The sequence below is a fragment of the Verrucosispora sp. NA02020 genome (assembly GCF_013364215.1).
In the GTDB taxonomy this organism is placed as follows: domain Bacteria; phylum Actinomycetota; class Actinomycetes; order Mycobacteriales; family Micromonosporaceae; genus Micromonospora.
The window spans coordinates 892,376-909,040 of sequence record NZ_CP054923.1 but is presented as its reverse complement, the minus strand read 5'-3'; the positions used below and the strand labels follow the sequence as shown (position 1 = coordinate 909,040).

The following is a 16,665-nucleotide window of genomic DNA, read 5'->3' as shown; positions in this document are numbered from 1 at the left end:
CGGCTGACGCCCCGGCTGTCTCCGTTCCTGCTCCATGGCTGCGCCGTGCGTGCCGGGGCGTGACCGGCCGCCCGGCCGCACGCGCGTCCCGGCGTGGTACGGCGGCGGGCCGCAGGGCGCCGCAACATGGTCAGCACGGCGCTTCGGAAGGGTGCGGGGAACCGCTCGGGGTCGGCGCTTCCGGGCTGAGTTGTGCCGGATCTGTGCCAAATGATCAATGGCCAGCGTTTCCGCTGGCCATTGATGTTGCTGGTGGAGCTGAGGGGATTTGAACCCCTGACCCCCTCGATGCGAACGAGGTGCGCTACCAGTCTGCGCCACAGCCCCTCCGCCGTTTTACCGGCTTCGGTCCCACCCGGCTTTCACCAGGCGGGCCGGCGACAAGGCTAACAGGTCGACCGCCTTCGCCGCGAACCGCCCCGCCCGCTCGACGCCCCAAGATCCCCACACCCCGGACACCTGGCTCCTCGGCCCCCACGAGGCAGCAGAATCCCCGATATTGCCGCCTTCACCCACCGCCGAGGCAGCAACAACCGTGAAACTGCTGCCTGGCGACCGGCCTCCACCCTGCACGGGGTGGCGAGCCCTCGGACAGGAGGTCAGGCGCTGTGCGAGCCGCGGCCGGCCTCGTAGGGGCGACCACGCAGGCCACCGGCGCGGCGGTAGGAGACCGAGCCGCCGCTGGCGACCTGCGGCAGGTCGGCGGGGCGATCCAGGCCCATGGCGGAACGCCGGACGGACTCCCGCTGGGCGGCCAGGCGACGCTGGGCCTCCCGGCGAGCGGCGGCGCGGCGTGCCTGTTCGCGGCGCACCTCGGCCTGCCGGGCGGCCAGCCAGGCGGCCTCGCGGGCCCGGGCACGCCGTCGACGGCGGTCGGCGAGGGCGCGGGCGCGCAGGTGGACGACGTACACGATGAGCAGGGTGCCGGTGACCGCGAAGCTGATCCAGAAGCCGGGGCCGACCACCAGGACGCCGACCAGTTCGACGGCGTTGAGCAGCACCAGGGCGGCGAGGACCCGACGGCGGCGGTAGACGGCGGGGGTGTGCGGGCGTCGGCGGTCGGCGCGGCGGCGTGGACGGCTCCCGGCCGGCGTGACGGAGCGCAGCCGACTCGGACGGCCGGACCGACGCGACGCGGGAGCGCTGTCGGCGGCGCCGGAACCGGTCGACGCCGGATCGCCCGCAGCCGCACTGCCGGAACGGGCCGATGCGGAGCCGCGCGGGGAGTCACCGGTGCGAGGTGCGGGTGGGCCGGAGACCGGGGCGGCGAGCTGGCCCGAGCTGGGGTTCTCGCTGAGGGTGACGACGAGGGCGCGCGACGGGTTGACCGGTCGGCGGCCGGGGACAGTGCGGCGTCGTCGGCGGCGCTGGAGCACCCGCGCCGTCGACTGCGCCCGCTCCGCCACCAACCGCTCGGCGGCGTCGTACCGGCGAACCAGCGCCGGAGCGAGAGCGAGCAGACCGGCGGCGGCGAGGACGGCGAGGAGCACCGAGGTCGGCACCCTCACCCCTCCCGTCACCAAGATTCGGAGCAACCGCCGACCGGCCGCAGGATCTTTCACCGATCGGCGTCGGCGACGTGAATCATGCGGAGCGGGCAGCGCCTGCCGCAGCTTGCAGTTACCTGAGGTTACGGGTCAGGCTGGCCGGAACCACCGCGCCGCGCCGATTCCGCACGTGGGACGGCTCACGGCGTACGGGCGCGCAGCCGGTGCCAACGGGCCAGCAGCCCGCCCTCGGCGGCGATCTCCTCGCTCGTCATCGCGTACCCGATGTGGTCCCGCCACGCACCGTCGATGTGCATGTAGCGCGCGTGGTACGCCTCCTCGCGGAAGCCGAGCTTCTCCACCACGCGACGCGACGGCCCGTTCTCCGGCCGGATGTTGACCTCCACCCGGTGCAGTCCACCCGGGCCGAAGGCGTGGTCGACGGCGAGCGCCATCGCGGTCGGGATCACGCCCTGACCGGCGACCCGACGGTCCACCCAGTACCCGACGTAGCCGGAGCAGAACGCCCGACGCACGATGCTGCCGATGTTGATGTGCCCGACCAGACGTTCCAGGCCGTCGGCATAGAGGCAGACCGCGAACGGCATGCCCTCGCCGGTACGCGCCGACCGCCGCTGGTCGCGGTACACCCAGCGGAAGGTGGCCGGCGAGTTCAGTTCGGTCCAGCCACCGGCCGGCGTGGACTCCCACGGGGCCAGCCACTCCCGGTTGGCGCAGCGCACCTCGGACCAGGCCGCCGCGTCGGAGCGTCGGTACGGTCGCAGCAGCACCGGACCGTCGGAGAGCACCACCGGCCAGCCGGGAGCCCGTCGGAACCGCACCACTCCTCCACTCCCGAGCGTCACCCGGATTCACCGTCGACGGTCGAGCAGCAGCACGTCCACGGTGGAGCCGGCAGCGGCGGCGGTGACCCGCTCACCGAGAACGAGAAGTCCGTTCGCCTCCGCCAGACCGGAGAGGGTGAACGGACCGCCGTTGAGCGGTTGGACAGTGTAACCCCCACCCCGTCGCTCGGCGACGTGCGCGGGCCGGAACTCGCGCAGACCCACCGGCGAGGAGACCGTCTCCAGCAGGTGCGCCCGCACGCTGGGGCGGAACACCGGTTCGGCGCCGGCCAGCAGGTTGATCGCGGGACGGGCCAGCACCTCGAAACCGATCATCGCCGCACCGGGGTCGCCGGGCAGACACACCACCGGCACCTCCTCGGCGCCGACGGTGCCGAAGCCGAGCGCGGTGCCCGGATAGAGCGCCACGTCGGTGAAGGTGACCGGTCCGGCGCGGCTGCCCTCCCGCCGGGACAGGATGCGGCGGACCATGTCGCCGGGGCCGGTGCCGGTGCCGCCGGTGGTGATGATCAGGTCGGCCCGCAGGGTCTGGTCCTCCAGCAGGCCGCGCAGCCCCTCCGGGTCGTCGTCGCAGATGCCCACCCGGTACGCCAGGGCACCCGCCTCCGCCGCCGCCGCGGTCAACGCGTGCGAGTTGGCGTCCACCACCTGGCCGGGCTGGCTGCCCCGGCCGACGTCCACCAGTTCGTCGCCGGTGGCCACGATCACCACCCGGGGGCTGGGGCGGACCACCACGTGCCCGATGCCGGTGGCGGCGAGGACCGCGACCAGCGCCGGTGAGACGTACGTGCCGGCGCGGGCGAGCATCGTGCCGGCGGCCACCTCCTCACCGGCCCGGCGTACGCCGTAGCCCCGCTTCGGGGCGCGGAAGATCTCCACCGCGGCCATGCCCTGGTCGGTCCACTCGACCGGGACGACCACGTCGGCGGCGACCGGGAGTGGCGCTCCGGCGGCCACCGAGAAGCACGAGCCGGGGGTGAGCCGGACCGGCCGCCAACTGGCCGCGCCGAGGTCACCGACCACGTTGAGGCGTATCGTGCGACCACCCGGACGGCCGGACTGGGCCGGGACGTATCCCACGCCCCGGGTCCCGCCGGCGATGTCCTCCCAGCGCGCGGCGTACCCGTCCACGGCCGCCTGGTCGAAGGCCGGGAACGAGTGCGGAGCGACGACGTCCTCGGCGAGGACGTTGCCGTGCGCCTGGGTGAGGTCGAGGTCGAGCGGAGGCAGCGCACGTAACCTGCGCAGCACACTGCCCAGGTAGTCGGCGAGCGGCGTCAACCCGTTTTCGGCCGCCTCGGCGTCGGCCGTCGCGGTCATGTATTCGGACCGCCCGACGCGTCGGAGTTGACGAACTCGGTCAGCCACTTGCGGAACTCGCTGCCCAGGTCCTCGCGTTCGGCGGCGATCTGGACGACGGTCTGCAGGTAGCCCAGCGGCATACCGGTGTCGTAGCGGGTGCCGCGGTAGACGATCGCGTGCACCGGAGTGCCCTCGGTCCGCAGCAGCTCCATGGCGTCGGTGAGTTGGATCTCGCCGCCGCTGCCGGGCTCGGTACGCCGGATCGCGTCGAAGATCCTGCCCGGCAGGACGTACCTGCCGAGCACGGCCAGGTTGCTCGGGGCGTCCTCCGGCTTGGGCTTCTCCACCATGCCGGTGACCCGGACGACCTCGCCGATGTCGGTCAGCTCGGACTCGGCGGGCTCGACCGAGGCGATGCCGTAGCGCGTGGTCTCCGCCGGGTCGACCTCGAAGAAGGCGAGCACCACGCCACCGGTACGGGACTGCAGCTCCAACATGGCCGGCAGCAGCGGCTCGGAGAGGTTGACGAACTCGTCGCCGAGCATCACCGCGAAGGGCTCGTCGCCGACGTGCGACTCGGCGTACCCGACGGCGTGGCCGAGGCCGAGCTGCTCGGGCTGCCGGCAGGTGTAGATGGCGGCCAGTTCCTCGGTGCGCTTGACGGCGGCCAGCAGCTCGGGCTTCTCCGCGAGCCGCTCCTCCAGGTCGGGGCGGCGATCGAAGTGATCGACCATCGATGTCTTGCCGCGCCCGGTGATCAGGAGCACGTCGCCGATACCGGCCTGGGCGGCCTCCTCGACGATGTACTGCAACACGGGGCGGTCGACGACCGGTAGCAGCTCCTTGGGTACCGCCTTGGTCGCCGGCAGGAACCGGGTGGCCAGGCCGGCGGCCGGGATGACGGCCTTGACGGCACGGGGACGACCGGTGGCGGCGGTCGCTGAGGGGTTCGCTGAGTGCTCCGACATGTCGCGAGACTATCGGCCGGGGCCGTGACGCGGCGGGTGAGGACCGGAAGACGCGCCGCCCGCCGGGGCAGTTCTGCCGGTCCCGGCGGAACCGGCCCCGGCCGGTTCGTCGCCGGTGGTCGGTTCGCCCGGATCGCCCTCGGGTCCGGCCCGGGGCAGACCGTCCCGCGGGCTACGGGTCGCCACCAGCACCGGTAGCTCCCGGGTGGCGGACGCCTCGCGGGCGGGAGCCAGCCGCCAGGTGTCCCGGCCACCCGACTTGGCGGCGTACAGCGCCTCGTCGGCCGCCTGGAGCACCTGCGGTCCGGTGTCGGCGTGGTCCGGAAAGACGGCGATCCCGATCGATACCGTCACCGGGACGTGGTCCGGCACCCCGGCGTGCCCCGCCACGGAGACCGGGCTGTCCCGGACGGCCGTGGCGAGCCGCTCGGCGACGATGGTCGCGCCCCGGGCGTCGGTCTCCGGCAGCAGCACCACGAACTCCTCCCCGCCCTGCCGGAAGGCGAGGTCCACCTCGCGGATCTCGCCCCGTACGCGTCGGGCGAACTCGGCCAGCACGGTGTCCCCGGCCGGGTGCCCGTACGTGTCGTTGATCCGCTTGAACCGGTCCAGGTCCAGCACGAGGACGCTGACCGTCCGACCGAACCGGCTGGCCCGTTCCACCTCGCGACGCACCGACTCGCGCAGGTAGCGGTAGTTCCACAGCCCGGTCAGCGGGTCGGTGAGCGAGAGCCGCTGCGCCTCCTCGTGGACGCGGACGTTCTCCACCGCCACCGCCGCGTGCCCGGCGAAGGTGCGCAGCGTCGCCAGGTCGTCGTCGTCGAACTCGGCTCCGCCCGGTCGGTCGTAGAGGGCGAGCACGCCGAGCACTGTCTCCGGCGCGTCCGGCCGGGTCCCGGCGGTCGCGGCGTCGCACCCCGGGCCGGGTTCGGCGCGCACGGTCGCCTCGGGCGTGGTGAACGGCACCGCGACGTACGTCCGGCAGGGCGGTTCGCCGTCGGTGTCGGCCGGGTCCACCCGTCCCCGGCAGGGTCGGCCGGTCGCCGCGACCTCGCCCAGCAGACCGCTGCCCACCGGCACCGACCCGGTGCCGGGCCAGTACCCGTCGAGCCCCTCGGAGCACTGGGCGACCAGCACGCCGCCGGGCTCGGTGAGCAGCACCGCACCGGCCCGGGCGCCGGTCGCGGCGAGCGCGCTGCGCAGGATCACCCGCAGGATCCGTTGCAGGTCGTGCGTACTGGCCAGGGTGTCGCCCAGCACCGCGAGGTGCCCGCGTAGCTGGTCGCGGCTGCTGGCCAACGCCGCCAGGTAGCCACCGGTCTCCTGGGCCATCCGGTTGAACGCGGCGGCGAGGCGGCCGACCTCGTCGTCACTGCGTACCGGCACCCGGGCGGTCAGGTCACCGGCTGCCACCCGGTCCACCGCGCCGGCCAGTTCCACCAGCGGGCGGGTGGTCACCCGCGCCAGTCGCCAGGCGGCGGCCACCCCCAGCAGGGCGGCGAGCAGCACCACGCCGACCAGCACGGCGTGCAGCCCGGGAGGCTGGTCGCTGGGCACCGAGAGCACCAGGTGCAGCGGCTGGCCGGTGGTCGGGCCGGCCCGGCGCAGGTACCGGCCGTCCGGCGTGCCGGTCACCCGCTCACCGCGCAGCGACGCGGCTGCGGCGACCACCTCGTCCCGGCCGTTCGCCGACTCCGTGGTGTGCGCGACGTGCGGCACGCCGCCGCCGTCGAGCAGGGTTACCGCGACGCCGGTCACCGCCGCGAGACGCGCCACGAACCGGGGGTCGACCGGCTGGGCGGCGGAGACGGTGCCGAGCGCCGTTCCGGTCGGGTCGCGCAGTTCCACCCGGACGGCGAGCGCACCGACCGGCCCGGCGGAGACCGCGCCGAGACCGATCACGGGCGGCTCCGCTGGGCCGCAGTCCCGCCAGGGCGCCGGTGGGGCGTCCGGGGTGGCGAAGCTGACCCGGCCGGTCACGTCGGTGACCAGCACCGCCGAGGCCAGGCCCCGGCTGACCACCTGGCTGGCGGCACCCGGCCGGTCGGCGGTGAGGGCGACCGCGTCCGCGGCGGCACGGAGTTGCTGGCAGAGCGCGTCGATCGAGGTGCGCACGGCGGTGGCGGCCACCGCGAGCCGCTCGGTGGCGCGGCTGCGGTCCATGGTCGCCACGGTGGAGGCGACGAAGACGGCACCGAGCAGGACCGGGCCGAACGCCACGGCCAGGAACGACGCGGTCAACCGCCCCCGTAGCGTCAACGCCTCACCTTCCCCCCGGAAGTTGCGCGACCGTCGCCTGCGATGCTGACACAGAGCAACGGCGGGAAAGGCGTTGCGTGAGGGGTGTTGCGTGCCTGAATTTGCGGAAGGAGCGGAAGTGACGCATGACGCGAAGCGGGCGGCACGGGTGACGCTGCTGGCCCGCCGTCGGGCGTACACCGCCGCCGAGCGGGAGAGCGCCGCCGGAGCCGTCCAGGCCGCACTCGTCGACCTGGTACGCCGACTACGGCCGACCCGGGTGGCCGCGTACGCGCCGGTGGGCGGTGAGCCGGGCGGCCCGGACCTGCCGGCGGTGCTCGCCGACGCGTTGCCGCCCGGCGCCGACCTGCTGCTGCCGGTGCTCCGCGACGACCTGGACCTGGACTGGGCCCGCTGGGCGGGAGCCGACGCGATGGTCGCCGCCGGTCGGGGCATCCGCGAGCCGGACACCCCTCGGCTGGGTCTCGACGCGATCGCCACGGCCGAAGTGGTCGTGGTGCCCGCCCTGGCCGCCGACCGCCGGGGCGTACGCCTGGGTCGGGGTGGCGGCTCGTACGACCGGGCGCTGGCCCGGGTGCCGGCGACCGCCCTCACGGTGACGCCGCTGTACGACGGCGAGCTGCTCGACGAGGTCCCGGCCGAGCCCCACGACCGTCCGGTACGCGCGGCGCTCACCCCGAGCGGCGGCCTGCTCCCGCTCTCGGGTGTCGCGCCACACACTTCCGCTGGACGAACCGGCCCCCGATGACGCACCATTGGCACTCGAATACGTCGAGTGCCAACCGGCCGTGTCAGACCCGGAGGAGAACGTGCCCACGTACCAGTACGCCTGCACCACGTGCGGTCACCAGCTCGAGGCGGTGCAGTCCTTCTCCGACGAGCCGCTGACCGACTGCCCGGCGTGCGAGGGGCGGCTGCGGAAGGTCTTCAACTCCGTCGGCATCGTCTTCAAGGGCTCCGGTTTCTACCGCACCGACTCCCGCTCGAACGGCTCGGCGAGCACCGACACCACGTCGAGCCCGAGCAAGTCGGGTACGTCCGAGTCGTCGTCCTCCTCGACCGGCTCGACCTCCTCGTCGAGCAGCACGTCGGGTGGCAGCACCGGCTCGTCGGGCAACTCCTCCGGCGGCGGCACGAGCAAGGCTCCGGCGGCGGCCAGCACCCCCTGACCGGGCCCCGACCGGGTACGCGTCGCCCCGCCTCGTCGATCGCGACGGTCGCCGGGCGACGGCCCGGCGCGGTCCCGGCTCGGCAGGGCGTTTCAGTGCCAGTGCGGCGGGCGTTCGGCGAGCAGCCGGTCGTCGTTGCCGCCGGTCCGCTCGCCCCACCCGCGATCGGTGTCGTCGGCGCTCTGTTCCGGCAGCACCACGAAGTCGTCGTCGCTCAGGTCGACCGCGCGATCGTCGTCGCGCCGCCCACCGGGATTCCCACTCGTCACGAGCGCCAAGGCTAACGCAACCACCGGACCGCTCCCGAACCGCCGACCACGGACTGTGCGGGCTGACCGAGCACGGCGTACGGGGTCACGGCGCGGCCGACGGCGTGGCACACCGGTCGTTGGTAGCGTCGGACGGCGTGACGACGCCCCACCCCGGCCCGGCCTCCGACGATCCCTGGCGCCGGCCCGTCACCGGGGACGGGCCCACGCCCGACACCGGTGCGGAGTCCGCCACCCGTGCCCGGCCGGAGTCCCCGCCCGACCCCCGGCCGGAGTCCCCACCCGGTGCCGGCGGGTTGCCCGCACCGGGCGCCCCCGTGCCACGCCGACCCGCGTCCGACGATCCCTGGCGTCCGCCGACGGCCCCCGCCGACGACGTCGCGACCGGTCCGGGCGCCGGCTCCTCGGGTGGTCACCGACCGGCCGGGTACGGCGGGCCACCGCCCACCACCGCGCCGCCGCCCGGATGGCGTCCGCCGGTGCATCTCCAGGCGGCACCGCCACGGCGGCTACCGGCACAGGACATGACGGCGCTGGACACGCAGGAGCAGCGGGCGCAGCGGGTGACCTGGGTGATCGGCGGGATCGCGGGCGCCGTCCTCGTGGTGGTGGTCTGCCTGCTCTGCTCGCGGGCGTTCCTCTGAACGAGGCGGGCCGTCAGTCGAAGGTGTTGCCCCAGACCATCTCGGAACCCGAGTGACCGGTGAGCCAGACGTAGACGAGCGCGGCCACACCCGCCCCGATCACCAGCACCGACAGCACCGGCGTCGACCAGGTCGGCAGCTTCGGCGCCCGGGGGTGGCTGCTGGTCGCGACCAGCAGCAGGATCGTCACCACGGCGAGACCCAGCGTGATCAGGAACAGCACGTCACCGTAGGCGGCGTGCGCGTTCATCTGGTCGATGATCTCGCCGGAGAAGCCTCTGGCGATCTGCCGTTCCTGCAGGGCCTCGCCGGACTGCTTGCCGACGAACGCCGTGATCGGCGCGGCGATCGCGAGGACCGCCACCGCCCAGTCCAGGCGGGAACGGAATCTCGGCAGCGCGATGTACGCGGCGGCGAGCAACACCAGCAGTGGTACGAAGACCACGACCGCATGCACGACGAGCACGTGCATGGGCAGGCCCAGCGCCTTCTCGAACATCCGCACCTCCGGCGGTAGGTGATCGTGACCTGTCAGCGTACGGGCCGGGGTGGGCCCCGCCCAGTGCGCTTCTGCTTGACACGGCCCATCGGCGCCCAGGGTTCACCGACACGTCACCCGGAAGGGCTGGCTGTGGCCCGAGCCACCGAACCCGCCGGTCTGTTGTCCGGTCGGTGCGAGCGTGCTGTCATTGACACATGTCCAGGGGTGAGGATCTGCTGCGGTCGCACGGCCTGCGGGTCACCCGGCCACGCCTCGCCGTACTCGACGTCTTGGCGGACGGCGGTCACCTTGACGTCGACGAGATCACCCGACGGGTACGCGAGCGGATCGACTCGGTCTCCACACAGGCGGTCTACGACGTGCTGGGGGCGCTCTCCCGCGCCGGGCTGTCCCGCCGGATCGCACCGGCCGGCAGTCCCGCCCGTTACGAGGCCCGGGTCGGTGACAACCACCACCACATGGTGTGCCGTGGCTGCGGCGAGATCGCCGACGTGGACTGCGCCGTCGGCGAGGCCCCCTGCCTGGATCCGCGGGTCGCGGTCGGCTTCCACGTCGACGAGGCCGAAGTCACCTTCTGGGGGCTCTGTCCCGGTTGCCAGGCCCGCCGCTCCGCCGACTCCTGAACGTTTCGGCAGGCCGTGGCACCCTTGGTGGGTGGATTCCACTGACACCGGCCTGTTCGGTCCCGACTCGGTCACCTGGAAACTGCACGCGGAGCCGATCCTGCTCCTCGCCGGGCTGCGCTCGCTCTACCTCCAGGCACTGCACCCCCGGGCGATGGCCGGGGTCGCCCAGAACAGCAACTACCGCCGGGACGCCTGGGGCCGGCTGATCCGCACCGCCAACTACGTCGGCACCACCGTCTACGGCACCACGGCCGAGGCGGAGGAGGCCGGGCTACGGCTGCGTCGGCTGCACGCCCGGATGACGGCCGTCGACCCGGCCACCGGGGAGCGGTTCCGGGTCGACGAGCCGGACCTGCTGCGCTGGGTGCACGTCACCGAGGTGGAGTCGTTCCTCGACACCGCGCGCCGGGCCGGCGTACCACTGGACGACGCCGAGGTGGACGGCTACTACACCGAGCAGCGCCGGTCCGCCGCACTGGTCGGGCTGGATCCGGAGACGGTGCCGGGCACCGCCGCCGAGGTGGCCGAGTACTACCGCCGGGTTCGCCCGGAGTTGCGCATGACCAAGGAGGCCGCCGAGACGGCCCTGTTCCTGACCGCGCCGCCGCTGCCGTGGAAACTCAGCCTGCCCGCCCGTTTCGGGCTCAACCTCGGGCCGCTGAGGTGGGCGTACTTCGGCGTGGCCGGCACCGCGCTGGCGCTGCTGCCCGGCTGGGCCCGGCGACTGTACGGCGGGCTGGGCCTGCCGACCACCGCCCTGTCGGCGGACGTGACGGTACGCGCGCTCCGGCTCGCCCTCACCGCCCTGCCACGCGACTGGCGGGAAGGACCGATGCGGCGCGCCGCCGAGGAACGGGCGGCCCGGGTGGCAGCCCTGTCCGGCTGACCGGACGGCTGCTCCCCTGGCTCGCTCGGCGAGATCCTGGCGGGACGGCTCGGCGCGGCTCAGCCCGGCGCGGCTCCGGCTCAGCCCGGCTCAGTCAGGCTCAGCCCGGCTCGGCCGGCGGCGCGGTGGGACGGTCGACGGCCGCCCAGGGCTCCTTGCCCGGCTGCTCGGCACCGGCCGGGCAGGTACGCCGGAAGTCGCACCAGGAGCAGCGCGGGCCGGGCGTGGTCGGGAAGGCGGTGTCCCGGTCGCCGCCGTCGGTGACCGACCGCTCGGCGGCCATGATGTCCTGGGCGGTCTGCTCGGCCCGGGTCACCTGCCGGGCCAGCGAGTCGACGGTGTGCTCGTGCGCGGCGACCGTGCCACTGGGCAGGTGGTGCAGTTCGACCCGACGGCACGGGCGACGGAACACCCGCTCGGCCGCGTACGCGTAGAGCGCCAACGCCTGCGAGCCCCGGGCATCGTCGGCGTCCAGCCCGGTGCGGCCGGTCTTGTAGTCGACGATGACCAGCTCGGGGCCGTCCGGGCCGGGTCGGGAGTCGATCCGGTCGGTGCGCCCGTTGAACGCCAGCACCCCGGTCTTGGTGGCCACCACCCGCTCCACGCCGAGCGGCTCGTCAGCCGGGTCGAGCCCGCCGACGTACGTCTCCAGCCAACCCAGTGCCCGCCGGTAGACGTCCCGTTCCTGCGCGTCGTCGCGGTAGCCGTCCCGCACCCAGGTGCCCTTGAGCAGGGTGGGCAGCACCTCCGGGCGGCGCCGGTCGACGGGCAGCGCATACCAGTTCTTCAGGGCGGTGTGCACGCTGGCGCCGAGGGAGTTGTGCGCCCACGGCGGCCCCTTGGGCGGGGCGGGACGGTCGACGTAGGAGTAGCGGTAGCGCCGGGGACAGTCCGCGTACGCACCGAGTTTGCTCGGGGTGCAGACGAACAGCCGCTCCGGCATGCCCTCGAATCCGAGCTGCTCGGGCTGCGCGTCGCGGGGCCGGGGGGCACGGCCACCGGCGGCGGGTCGTCCTGCGGGGGAGGCTCGTCGCACGTTCCCGATCCTGCCATCCACCTCCGACAGTCGCAGCGGCGGCGCTCAGCGCGACCGGCGACAGGGCCGGCCGATCTCAACCGGCGCCGCTGTACTGGGCCACGAACGCGGCGATCGCGTCCGCGATGAGCTGCACGGCGATCGCGGCCAGCAGCAGGCCGGCGATCCGGGTGAGCACCTCGATGCCGCCCGGGCGTAGCACCTTGACGATCCCGCCGGAGAAGCGCAGCACCACCCAGACCGCGAGCATCACCGCGACGATCGCGGCGGCGATGGCGGTGTAGTCGGCCGTCCGGTCCGCCCGCTGGACGAAGAGCATGGTCGCCACGATCGCGCCGGGACCGGCCAGCAGCGGCGTACCCAGGGGCACCAGGGCGATGTTGGAGGTGGCCTGCTTGGTCGGGTCGTCGGTCTTGCCGGTGAGCAGCTCCAACGCCACCAGGATCAGCAGCAGCCCACCGGCCGCCTGCAACGCCGGCAGGTCGACGTGCAGGTAGGCGAGCAGGGTCTGGCCGGCGACCGCGAAGACCACGATCACGCCGAGCGCCAGCGCGACCGCCTGCCAGGCAGCCCGGTTGCGCTCGCGGGCCGACAGCGGACCGGTCAACGCCAGGAAGATCGGCATCATGCCGGGCGGGTCGACGATCACCAGCAGGGTCACGAAGACCTCGCCGAAGAGCTTGAGATCCACCCGGTCACCGTAGCGGCGGTCGGCGGGGCGGAACGCGAGGTCAGCCCGAAGCGACCTCGGTCACCCCGGACGCGGCGGCGACGAGACGCTCGTACGCCTCGGGCGCGGTGGTGAAGGCGCCGAGCCGGACGGTCTTGTGCGTGCCGTGGAAGTCCGACGACCCGGTCACCAGCAGGCCCAGGTCGGCGGCGAGTCCACGGACGTGGGCCCGCTCGGCGGGCGAGTGGTCCTCGTGGTCGGCCTCCAGACCGGCCAGGCCGATCGCCGCCAGTTCGGCGATCAGCGTGTCCGGCACGACCGGGCCACGTCGACTGGCGCGGGGGTGGGCGAAGACCGGCACCCCGCCGGCCGCCCGGACCAGCCGGACCGCGTGGAAGACGTCGATGTCCTCCTTCGGCAGGCGGTACCGCTCGCCCAGCCACTCCGGTCCGAACGCCGCACTGGTGGTGGCGACCAGCCCGGCCCGGATCAGCGCCTGGGCGATGTGTGGTCGCCCGACGGTCCCACCGCCCGCCGTGGCGAGGATCTCCGGCCATCGCACGTCGACACCGTCGGCACGCAGCAGTTCCACGGTCCGTTCGCCACGGGCCAGCCGGGCGGCCCGCATCCGGGTCAGCTCGGCGACCAGCTCCGGATGGTCCGGGTCGAACAGGTACGCCAGCAGATGCAGCGACATCGGTGGCTGCTCGCCGTACCACCGGCAGGACAGCTCCGCACCGCGGATCAGGCGCAGTCCGGGCGGCAGCGCCCGCAGGGCCGGCGCCCAGCCGGCGGTGGTGTCGTGGTCGGTGATCGCCACCACGTCCAGCCCGGCCTCGGCAGCGGCCCGGACCAGCTCGGCGGGAGCGAGCGTGCCGTCGCTGGCCGTGGAGTGCGTGTGCAGGTCGATCCGGTGGGTCATCGCCCGACGCTACCGGGCCGGCGGTCAGCCACCGGTCACCACCACCAGCGGCTCGTCGTCGCGCAGACCGGGGACGGTGACCCGGACGGCGGACCGACCGGCGCGGACCCGCTCGGCGTCCACCCGGACCAGGGCACCGGTCGCGTCGGCGTAGTGCGCCACGTCCGGCAGGTTCCAGGACACCGCGCCGGTCATCGCCGGTCCGGCCGGCCGGACCGGGACGGTCGGATCGAGTCGGGTCGAATCGAGTCGGGTCAGGTCGACCAGCAGCGCCCGGTCCTGCTCGCCGACGCGCCCGTTGACCAGCAGCCACCGCCCGTCCGGGGAGACCGCACCGAGGCCGGCTCCCTCGATCGTGGGGCCGCAGGCCGGCGGCTCGGGTGGGCGAAGGGCCACCGGATCGAGCAGGGTCAGGCAGGCGTCCTCGGGCGTCTCGGCGGACACCTCGCCGACCAGGCGTCCGTCCGGCAGTGCGCCGAAGATCCGCTGGCTGGTCCGGTCCGTGCCCTCGTCGAGTGGGCCCGGCCGCAGCGGCCAGAGCACGTGCCCGGGAAGGTCGGGGTCGAGTCGCACCAGCACCGCGCCGTCGACGAACCGCAGCGGTACGGCCGTGGTCGGCGCGTCGGCGCGTACGGTGCCGGCCAGTTCGCCGTCCACGATGCGGGCGGCGGCCAGCACCCGGTCCTGCTTCCAGGCGACCTGCCGGCCGTCCCGGTCGAGGACGATCTCGTCGGCGCCCGCCAGCAGCACCCGGGCGGTCCCGTCGGCCGCCACCGCCCAGAGCGATCGCCCGGCCAGCGACGGTTCGCCGACCGCCAGCCAGCCCCGCCCGTCGGTGAGACGGTGTGCGCGCTCCACCGCACCGATCCCGATCAGGGTCACCCGGCGGCCCTGCGCGGTGGCGATCGTCCGGTTCACCAGCAGATCGACCTCGGCCAGCGGAGTCTCGGTGCGCGGGCCGGGCGACGGGAGGACGGTGCGGTACGTGTCCGGTGCCGGGTACGGATCCGCGATCACGACCGTGCCGCCGGGCGGCGGGTGGTCGTCGCGTAGGTGCATCGCACTGACGCTGACCAGCACGATCGCGGACGCGGCCAGGCTCATTCCGGCCACCGTGCGGCGACGTTGGATGCGGTGGGCCCGGCGGAGCACGGCACCCGCCGGGTCGTGCGGGGCGCGCGGGGTCGCCACCTGCCGGGAGAACGTCTCCCGGACGGCGCGCTCCAACTCGTCCTGCGACATGTTGACGAGACGTTCCGGCGCCCCGCTCTGGTTGTCACGACCTCCGGAAACGGTGTTCACCGGTGCTCTCCGACCAGGGCGTCGTCCGGCTGCCGCGGCGCCGCCGCCTCGGGCGGTGACCCGGGTCGTAGGGCCGGAACCTGTGGGTCTCCTCGGCCGGTAGAAGGCGGCGCGTCGGCCGGAGGTGGTACGTCGGACCCGGCGGCCGGGCGGAGCCTGGCGGTGGGCGTGGACCGGGTGGTGGGCGTGGACCGGGTGGTCGGGCGACCGGCCCGGCGGGCCGCCGGCGTGGGTGTGGCCGCTGATGAGGCCGGGGTCGTCGGTGCGCCGGGGAGGGTGATCGCCTCCTCCGCGCCGAGTCGCCGTCGCAGGGTGGCCAGGGCGCGGGAGGACTGGCTCTTGACGGTGCCCGGCGAGATCTCCAGCAGGGCGGCGGTCTGCGCCTCGGACATGTCCTCGTAGTAGCGCAGCACCAGCACCGCGCGCTGCCGGGCGGGCAGTGCGCGCAGGTGCCGCCAGAGCACGTCACGGTCGAGTTGCTGCTCGATCGCGTCGGCGGCGGCGCGCTCCGGCAGCACCTCGGTCGGTCGCTCGCCGTGCCAGCGACGCCGCCACCAACTCGTCGACGTGTTGACCATGACGCGCCGGGCGTACGGCTCGATGGCCTCGATACCACCGAGGCGCTTCCAGGCCAGGTACGTCTTGGTCAGCGCGGTCTGGAGCAGGTCCTCGGCGGTGCCCCAGTCACCGGTGAGCAGGTACGCGGTGCGCAGCAGCGCGGCGGAACGGGCCGTGACGAAGTCGCGGAACTCGTCCTCCAACGGATTGCTACCGCCCACACGCCACCCCCGAACTGATCCTGCTCGGCAGCCTGCCACGGCCCGGGGTAGCGGGTCGAGGGCGAAAGGTGCGCAGTGGCTCCGATGTTCGGTCGGAAAGTTTCAGGCGCCGTCGTCGGCCTTGGCCTCGTCCTGCTCCTTGCCCAACCGCGCCTCGACTGCCTGCGGCTCGTACATCTCCTCGACCACACGCAGGTAGAGCTCGTTGGGGTTGGGCAGGTTCTTGACCTCGCGCAGCGCCTGCTCCTGACCGGCCGACTCCAGCACGAAGGTGCCGTAGTTGAGCGCCCGCCCGGCCGGCGTCTGCTCGTACTTCATGTCGGTGACCCGGACCAGCGGCATCATTGCGACCCGCCGGGTGATGATGCCGTTGACGACCATCACCCGTTTGTTGGTCAGGATGAACCTGTCGTACCACCAGTCGGCGACCTTCCAGGCCACCCAGCCCATCACACCGAACCAGAGGAGTACGGCGATCGTGGTGAGCGCGCCGACGTTCTGCCCGGCCAGGAAGCCGGAGAGGTAGCCGAGCACGAAGGTGGCGGCGATCCCGATCAGGATCGGGGTGACGAGATGGATCCAGTGCCGCTTCCACTCGCCCCGGTAACGCTCGGTCGGGAAGAGATAGCGGGCGACCAGCGAGCTGGGTTCGTCCTCCAGCGGCAGCACCCGTCGGGGTGTCATGCCGCTGGCGTCGGAGCGCAGCCCCGCCAGTTCCTCCTCGGAGATCTGCGGGGGCTGGTAGCCGCCCTCGGGATCGCGTACCCAGGCCCGCTCGGAGCGCGTCTCCCCGGAGTAGGCCGGGCCGTCGCCGTAGCCGGCGTCGTCGGAGAAGGCGGGCCCGTCGGAGAGCCGCGCACCGGACCCGAAGCCCGGACCGTCGTCAGGATCGATCCGGGGTATCGGCTCGGTGTCGCGTTCCCGGCGCGCCCGGTCCGGGTCGTCGGGGTCGAAGGGTGGGCCGGAGGGGCTTCCCAT

General features: G+C 73.8%; 18 protein-coding genes and 1 tRNA gene. 5 read left to right on the top strand and 14 right to left on the bottom strand.

Annotation, left to right across the window (positions count from 1 at the left end; translation table 11 throughout):
* Positions 1-250: 250 nt before the first annotated feature.
* The 6 genes from HUT12_RS03860 to HUT12_RS03835 form a co-directional block, all read right to left on the bottom strand.
* Positions 251-327, bottom strand: a tRNA-Ala gene (locus HUT12_RS03860).
* A gap of 272 nt (positions 328-599) precedes the next feature.
* Positions 600-1,508 carry a hypothetical protein gene (locus HUT12_RS03855; protein WP_176092497.1) on the bottom strand — a complete coding sequence of 303 codons (909 nt, stop codon included), beginning with the start codon at positions 1,506-1,508 and terminating at the stop codon, positions 600-602.
* Between the two features lie 179 nt (positions 1,509-1,687).
* Entirely contained in the window at positions 1,688-2,329 is a 642-nt protein-coding gene (locus tag HUT12_RS03850) for a GNAT family N-acetyltransferase (protein ID WP_131052644.1), read from the bottom strand.
* Between the two features lie 30 nt (positions 2,330-2,359).
* Positions 2,360-3,673: a gephyrin-like molybdotransferase Glp gene (gene glp / locus HUT12_RS03845; protein WP_131052643.1), complete on the bottom strand. Its 1,314-nt coding sequence runs from the start codon at positions 3,671-3,673 to the stop codon at positions 2,360-2,362.
* Positions 3,670-4,623 carry a UTP--glucose-1-phosphate uridylyltransferase gene (locus tag HUT12_RS03840; protein ID WP_131052642.1) on the bottom strand — a complete coding sequence of 318 codons (954 nt, stop codon included), beginning with the start codon at positions 4,621-4,623 and terminating at the stop codon, positions 3,670-3,672. Before HUT12_RS03840 ends, glp begins: the two co-directional genes overlap by 4 nt.
* A 9-nt stretch (positions 4,624-4,632) precedes the next feature.
* Complete coding sequence (locus tag HUT12_RS03835) at positions 4,633-6,882, bottom strand: diguanylate cyclase (protein WP_176092496.1); 2,250 nt, start codon at positions 6,880-6,882, stop codon at positions 4,633-4,635.
* A 118-nt stretch (positions 6,883-7,000) separates the two neighbouring features.
* Between HUT12_RS03835 and HUT12_RS03830 the strand changes: the two genes are divergently transcribed.
* Together HUT12_RS03830 and HUT12_RS03825 are read left to right on the top strand one after the other, a co-directional pair.
* Complete coding sequence (locus tag HUT12_RS03830) at positions 7,001-7,630, top strand: 5-formyltetrahydrofolate cyclo-ligase (protein WP_254876709.1); 630 nt, start codon at positions 7,001-7,003, stop codon at positions 7,628-7,630.
* Between the two features lie 61 nt (positions 7,631-7,691).
* Positions 7,692-8,051, top strand: a complete 360-nt coding sequence (locus tag HUT12_RS03825) for an FmdB family zinc ribbon protein (RefSeq protein ID WP_131052640.1) — start codon at positions 7,692-7,694, stop codon at positions 8,049-8,051.
* Positions 8,052-8,143: 92 nt separating this feature from the next.
* On the opposite strand, the gene HUT12_RS03820 is transcribed toward HUT12_RS03825, so the two are convergent.
* Positions 8,144-8,320, bottom strand: coding sequence for a hypothetical protein (locus HUT12_RS03820; RefSeq protein WP_176092494.1), 177 nt, complete (start codon positions 8,318-8,320; stop codon positions 8,144-8,146).
* Between the two features lie 137 nt (positions 8,321-8,457).
* Between HUT12_RS03820 and HUT12_RS03815 the strand changes: the two genes are divergently transcribed.
* Positions 8,458-8,964 (top strand): hypothetical protein, encoded by a 507-nt coding sequence (locus tag HUT12_RS03815; protein WP_176092493.1) that lies wholly within the window; start codon positions 8,458-8,460, stop codon positions 8,962-8,964.
* Between the two features lie 13 nt (positions 8,965-8,977).
* Here HUT12_RS03815 and HUT12_RS03810 read toward each other — a convergent pair whose 3' ends face one another.
* Positions 8,978-9,463, bottom strand: coding sequence for a DUF2231 domain-containing protein (locus HUT12_RS03810; RefSeq protein ID WP_131052638.1), 486 nt, complete (start codon positions 9,461-9,463; stop codon positions 8,978-8,980).
* A gap of 197 nt (positions 9,464-9,660) precedes the next feature.
* Between HUT12_RS03810 and HUT12_RS03805 the strand changes: the two genes are divergently transcribed.
* A complete protein-coding gene (locus HUT12_RS03805; protein ID WP_176092492.1) occupies positions 9,661-10,089 on the top strand; it encodes a Fur family transcriptional regulator in 429 nt (142 codons plus the stop codon).
* 31 nt (positions 10,090-10,120) lie between these two features.
* On the top strand, positions 10,121-10,978 hold the full coding sequence (locus tag HUT12_RS03800) for an oxygenase MpaB family protein (RefSeq protein WP_131052636.1): 858 nt from the start codon (positions 10,121-10,123) through the stop codon (positions 10,976-10,978).
* A 100-nt stretch (positions 10,979-11,078) separates the two neighbouring features.
* Here HUT12_RS03800 and HUT12_RS03795 read toward each other — a convergent pair whose 3' ends face one another.
* The 6 genes from HUT12_RS03795 to HUT12_RS03770 all read right to left on the bottom strand — a co-directional run bounded on the left by HUT12_RS03795 (position 11,079) and on the right by HUT12_RS03770 (position 16,665).
* A complete protein-coding gene (locus HUT12_RS03795; RefSeq protein WP_176092491.1) occupies positions 11,079-12,014 on the bottom strand; it encodes a PD-(D/E)XK nuclease family protein in 936 nt (311 codons plus the stop codon).
* 76 nt (positions 12,015-12,090) lie between these two features.
* A complete protein-coding gene (locus tag HUT12_RS03790; protein ID WP_131052634.1) occupies positions 12,091-12,705 on the bottom strand; it encodes a MarC family protein in 615 nt (204 codons plus the stop codon).
* Between the two features lie 40 nt (positions 12,706-12,745).
* Positions 12,746-13,606, bottom strand: a complete 861-nt coding sequence (locus HUT12_RS03785; protein WP_131052633.1) for a PHP domain-containing protein — start codon at positions 13,604-13,606, stop codon at positions 12,746-12,748.
* A 24-nt stretch (positions 13,607-13,630) separates the two neighbouring features.
* Positions 13,631-14,908, bottom strand: a complete 1,278-nt coding sequence (locus HUT12_RS03780; RefSeq protein WP_176092490.1) for a hypothetical protein — start codon at positions 14,906-14,908, stop codon at positions 13,631-13,633.
* Positions 14,905-15,687 carry a SigE family RNA polymerase sigma factor gene (locus tag HUT12_RS03775; protein ID WP_176092489.1) on the bottom strand — a complete coding sequence of 261 codons (783 nt, stop codon included), beginning with the start codon at positions 15,685-15,687 and terminating at the stop codon, positions 14,905-14,907. The genes HUT12_RS03780 and HUT12_RS03775 overlap by 4 nt, the downstream gene beginning before the upstream one ends.
* 102 nt (positions 15,688-15,789) lie before the next feature.
* Positions 15,790-16,665, bottom strand: coding sequence for a PH domain-containing protein (locus HUT12_RS03770; protein ID WP_131052630.1), 876 nt, complete (start codon positions 16,663-16,665; stop codon positions 15,790-15,792).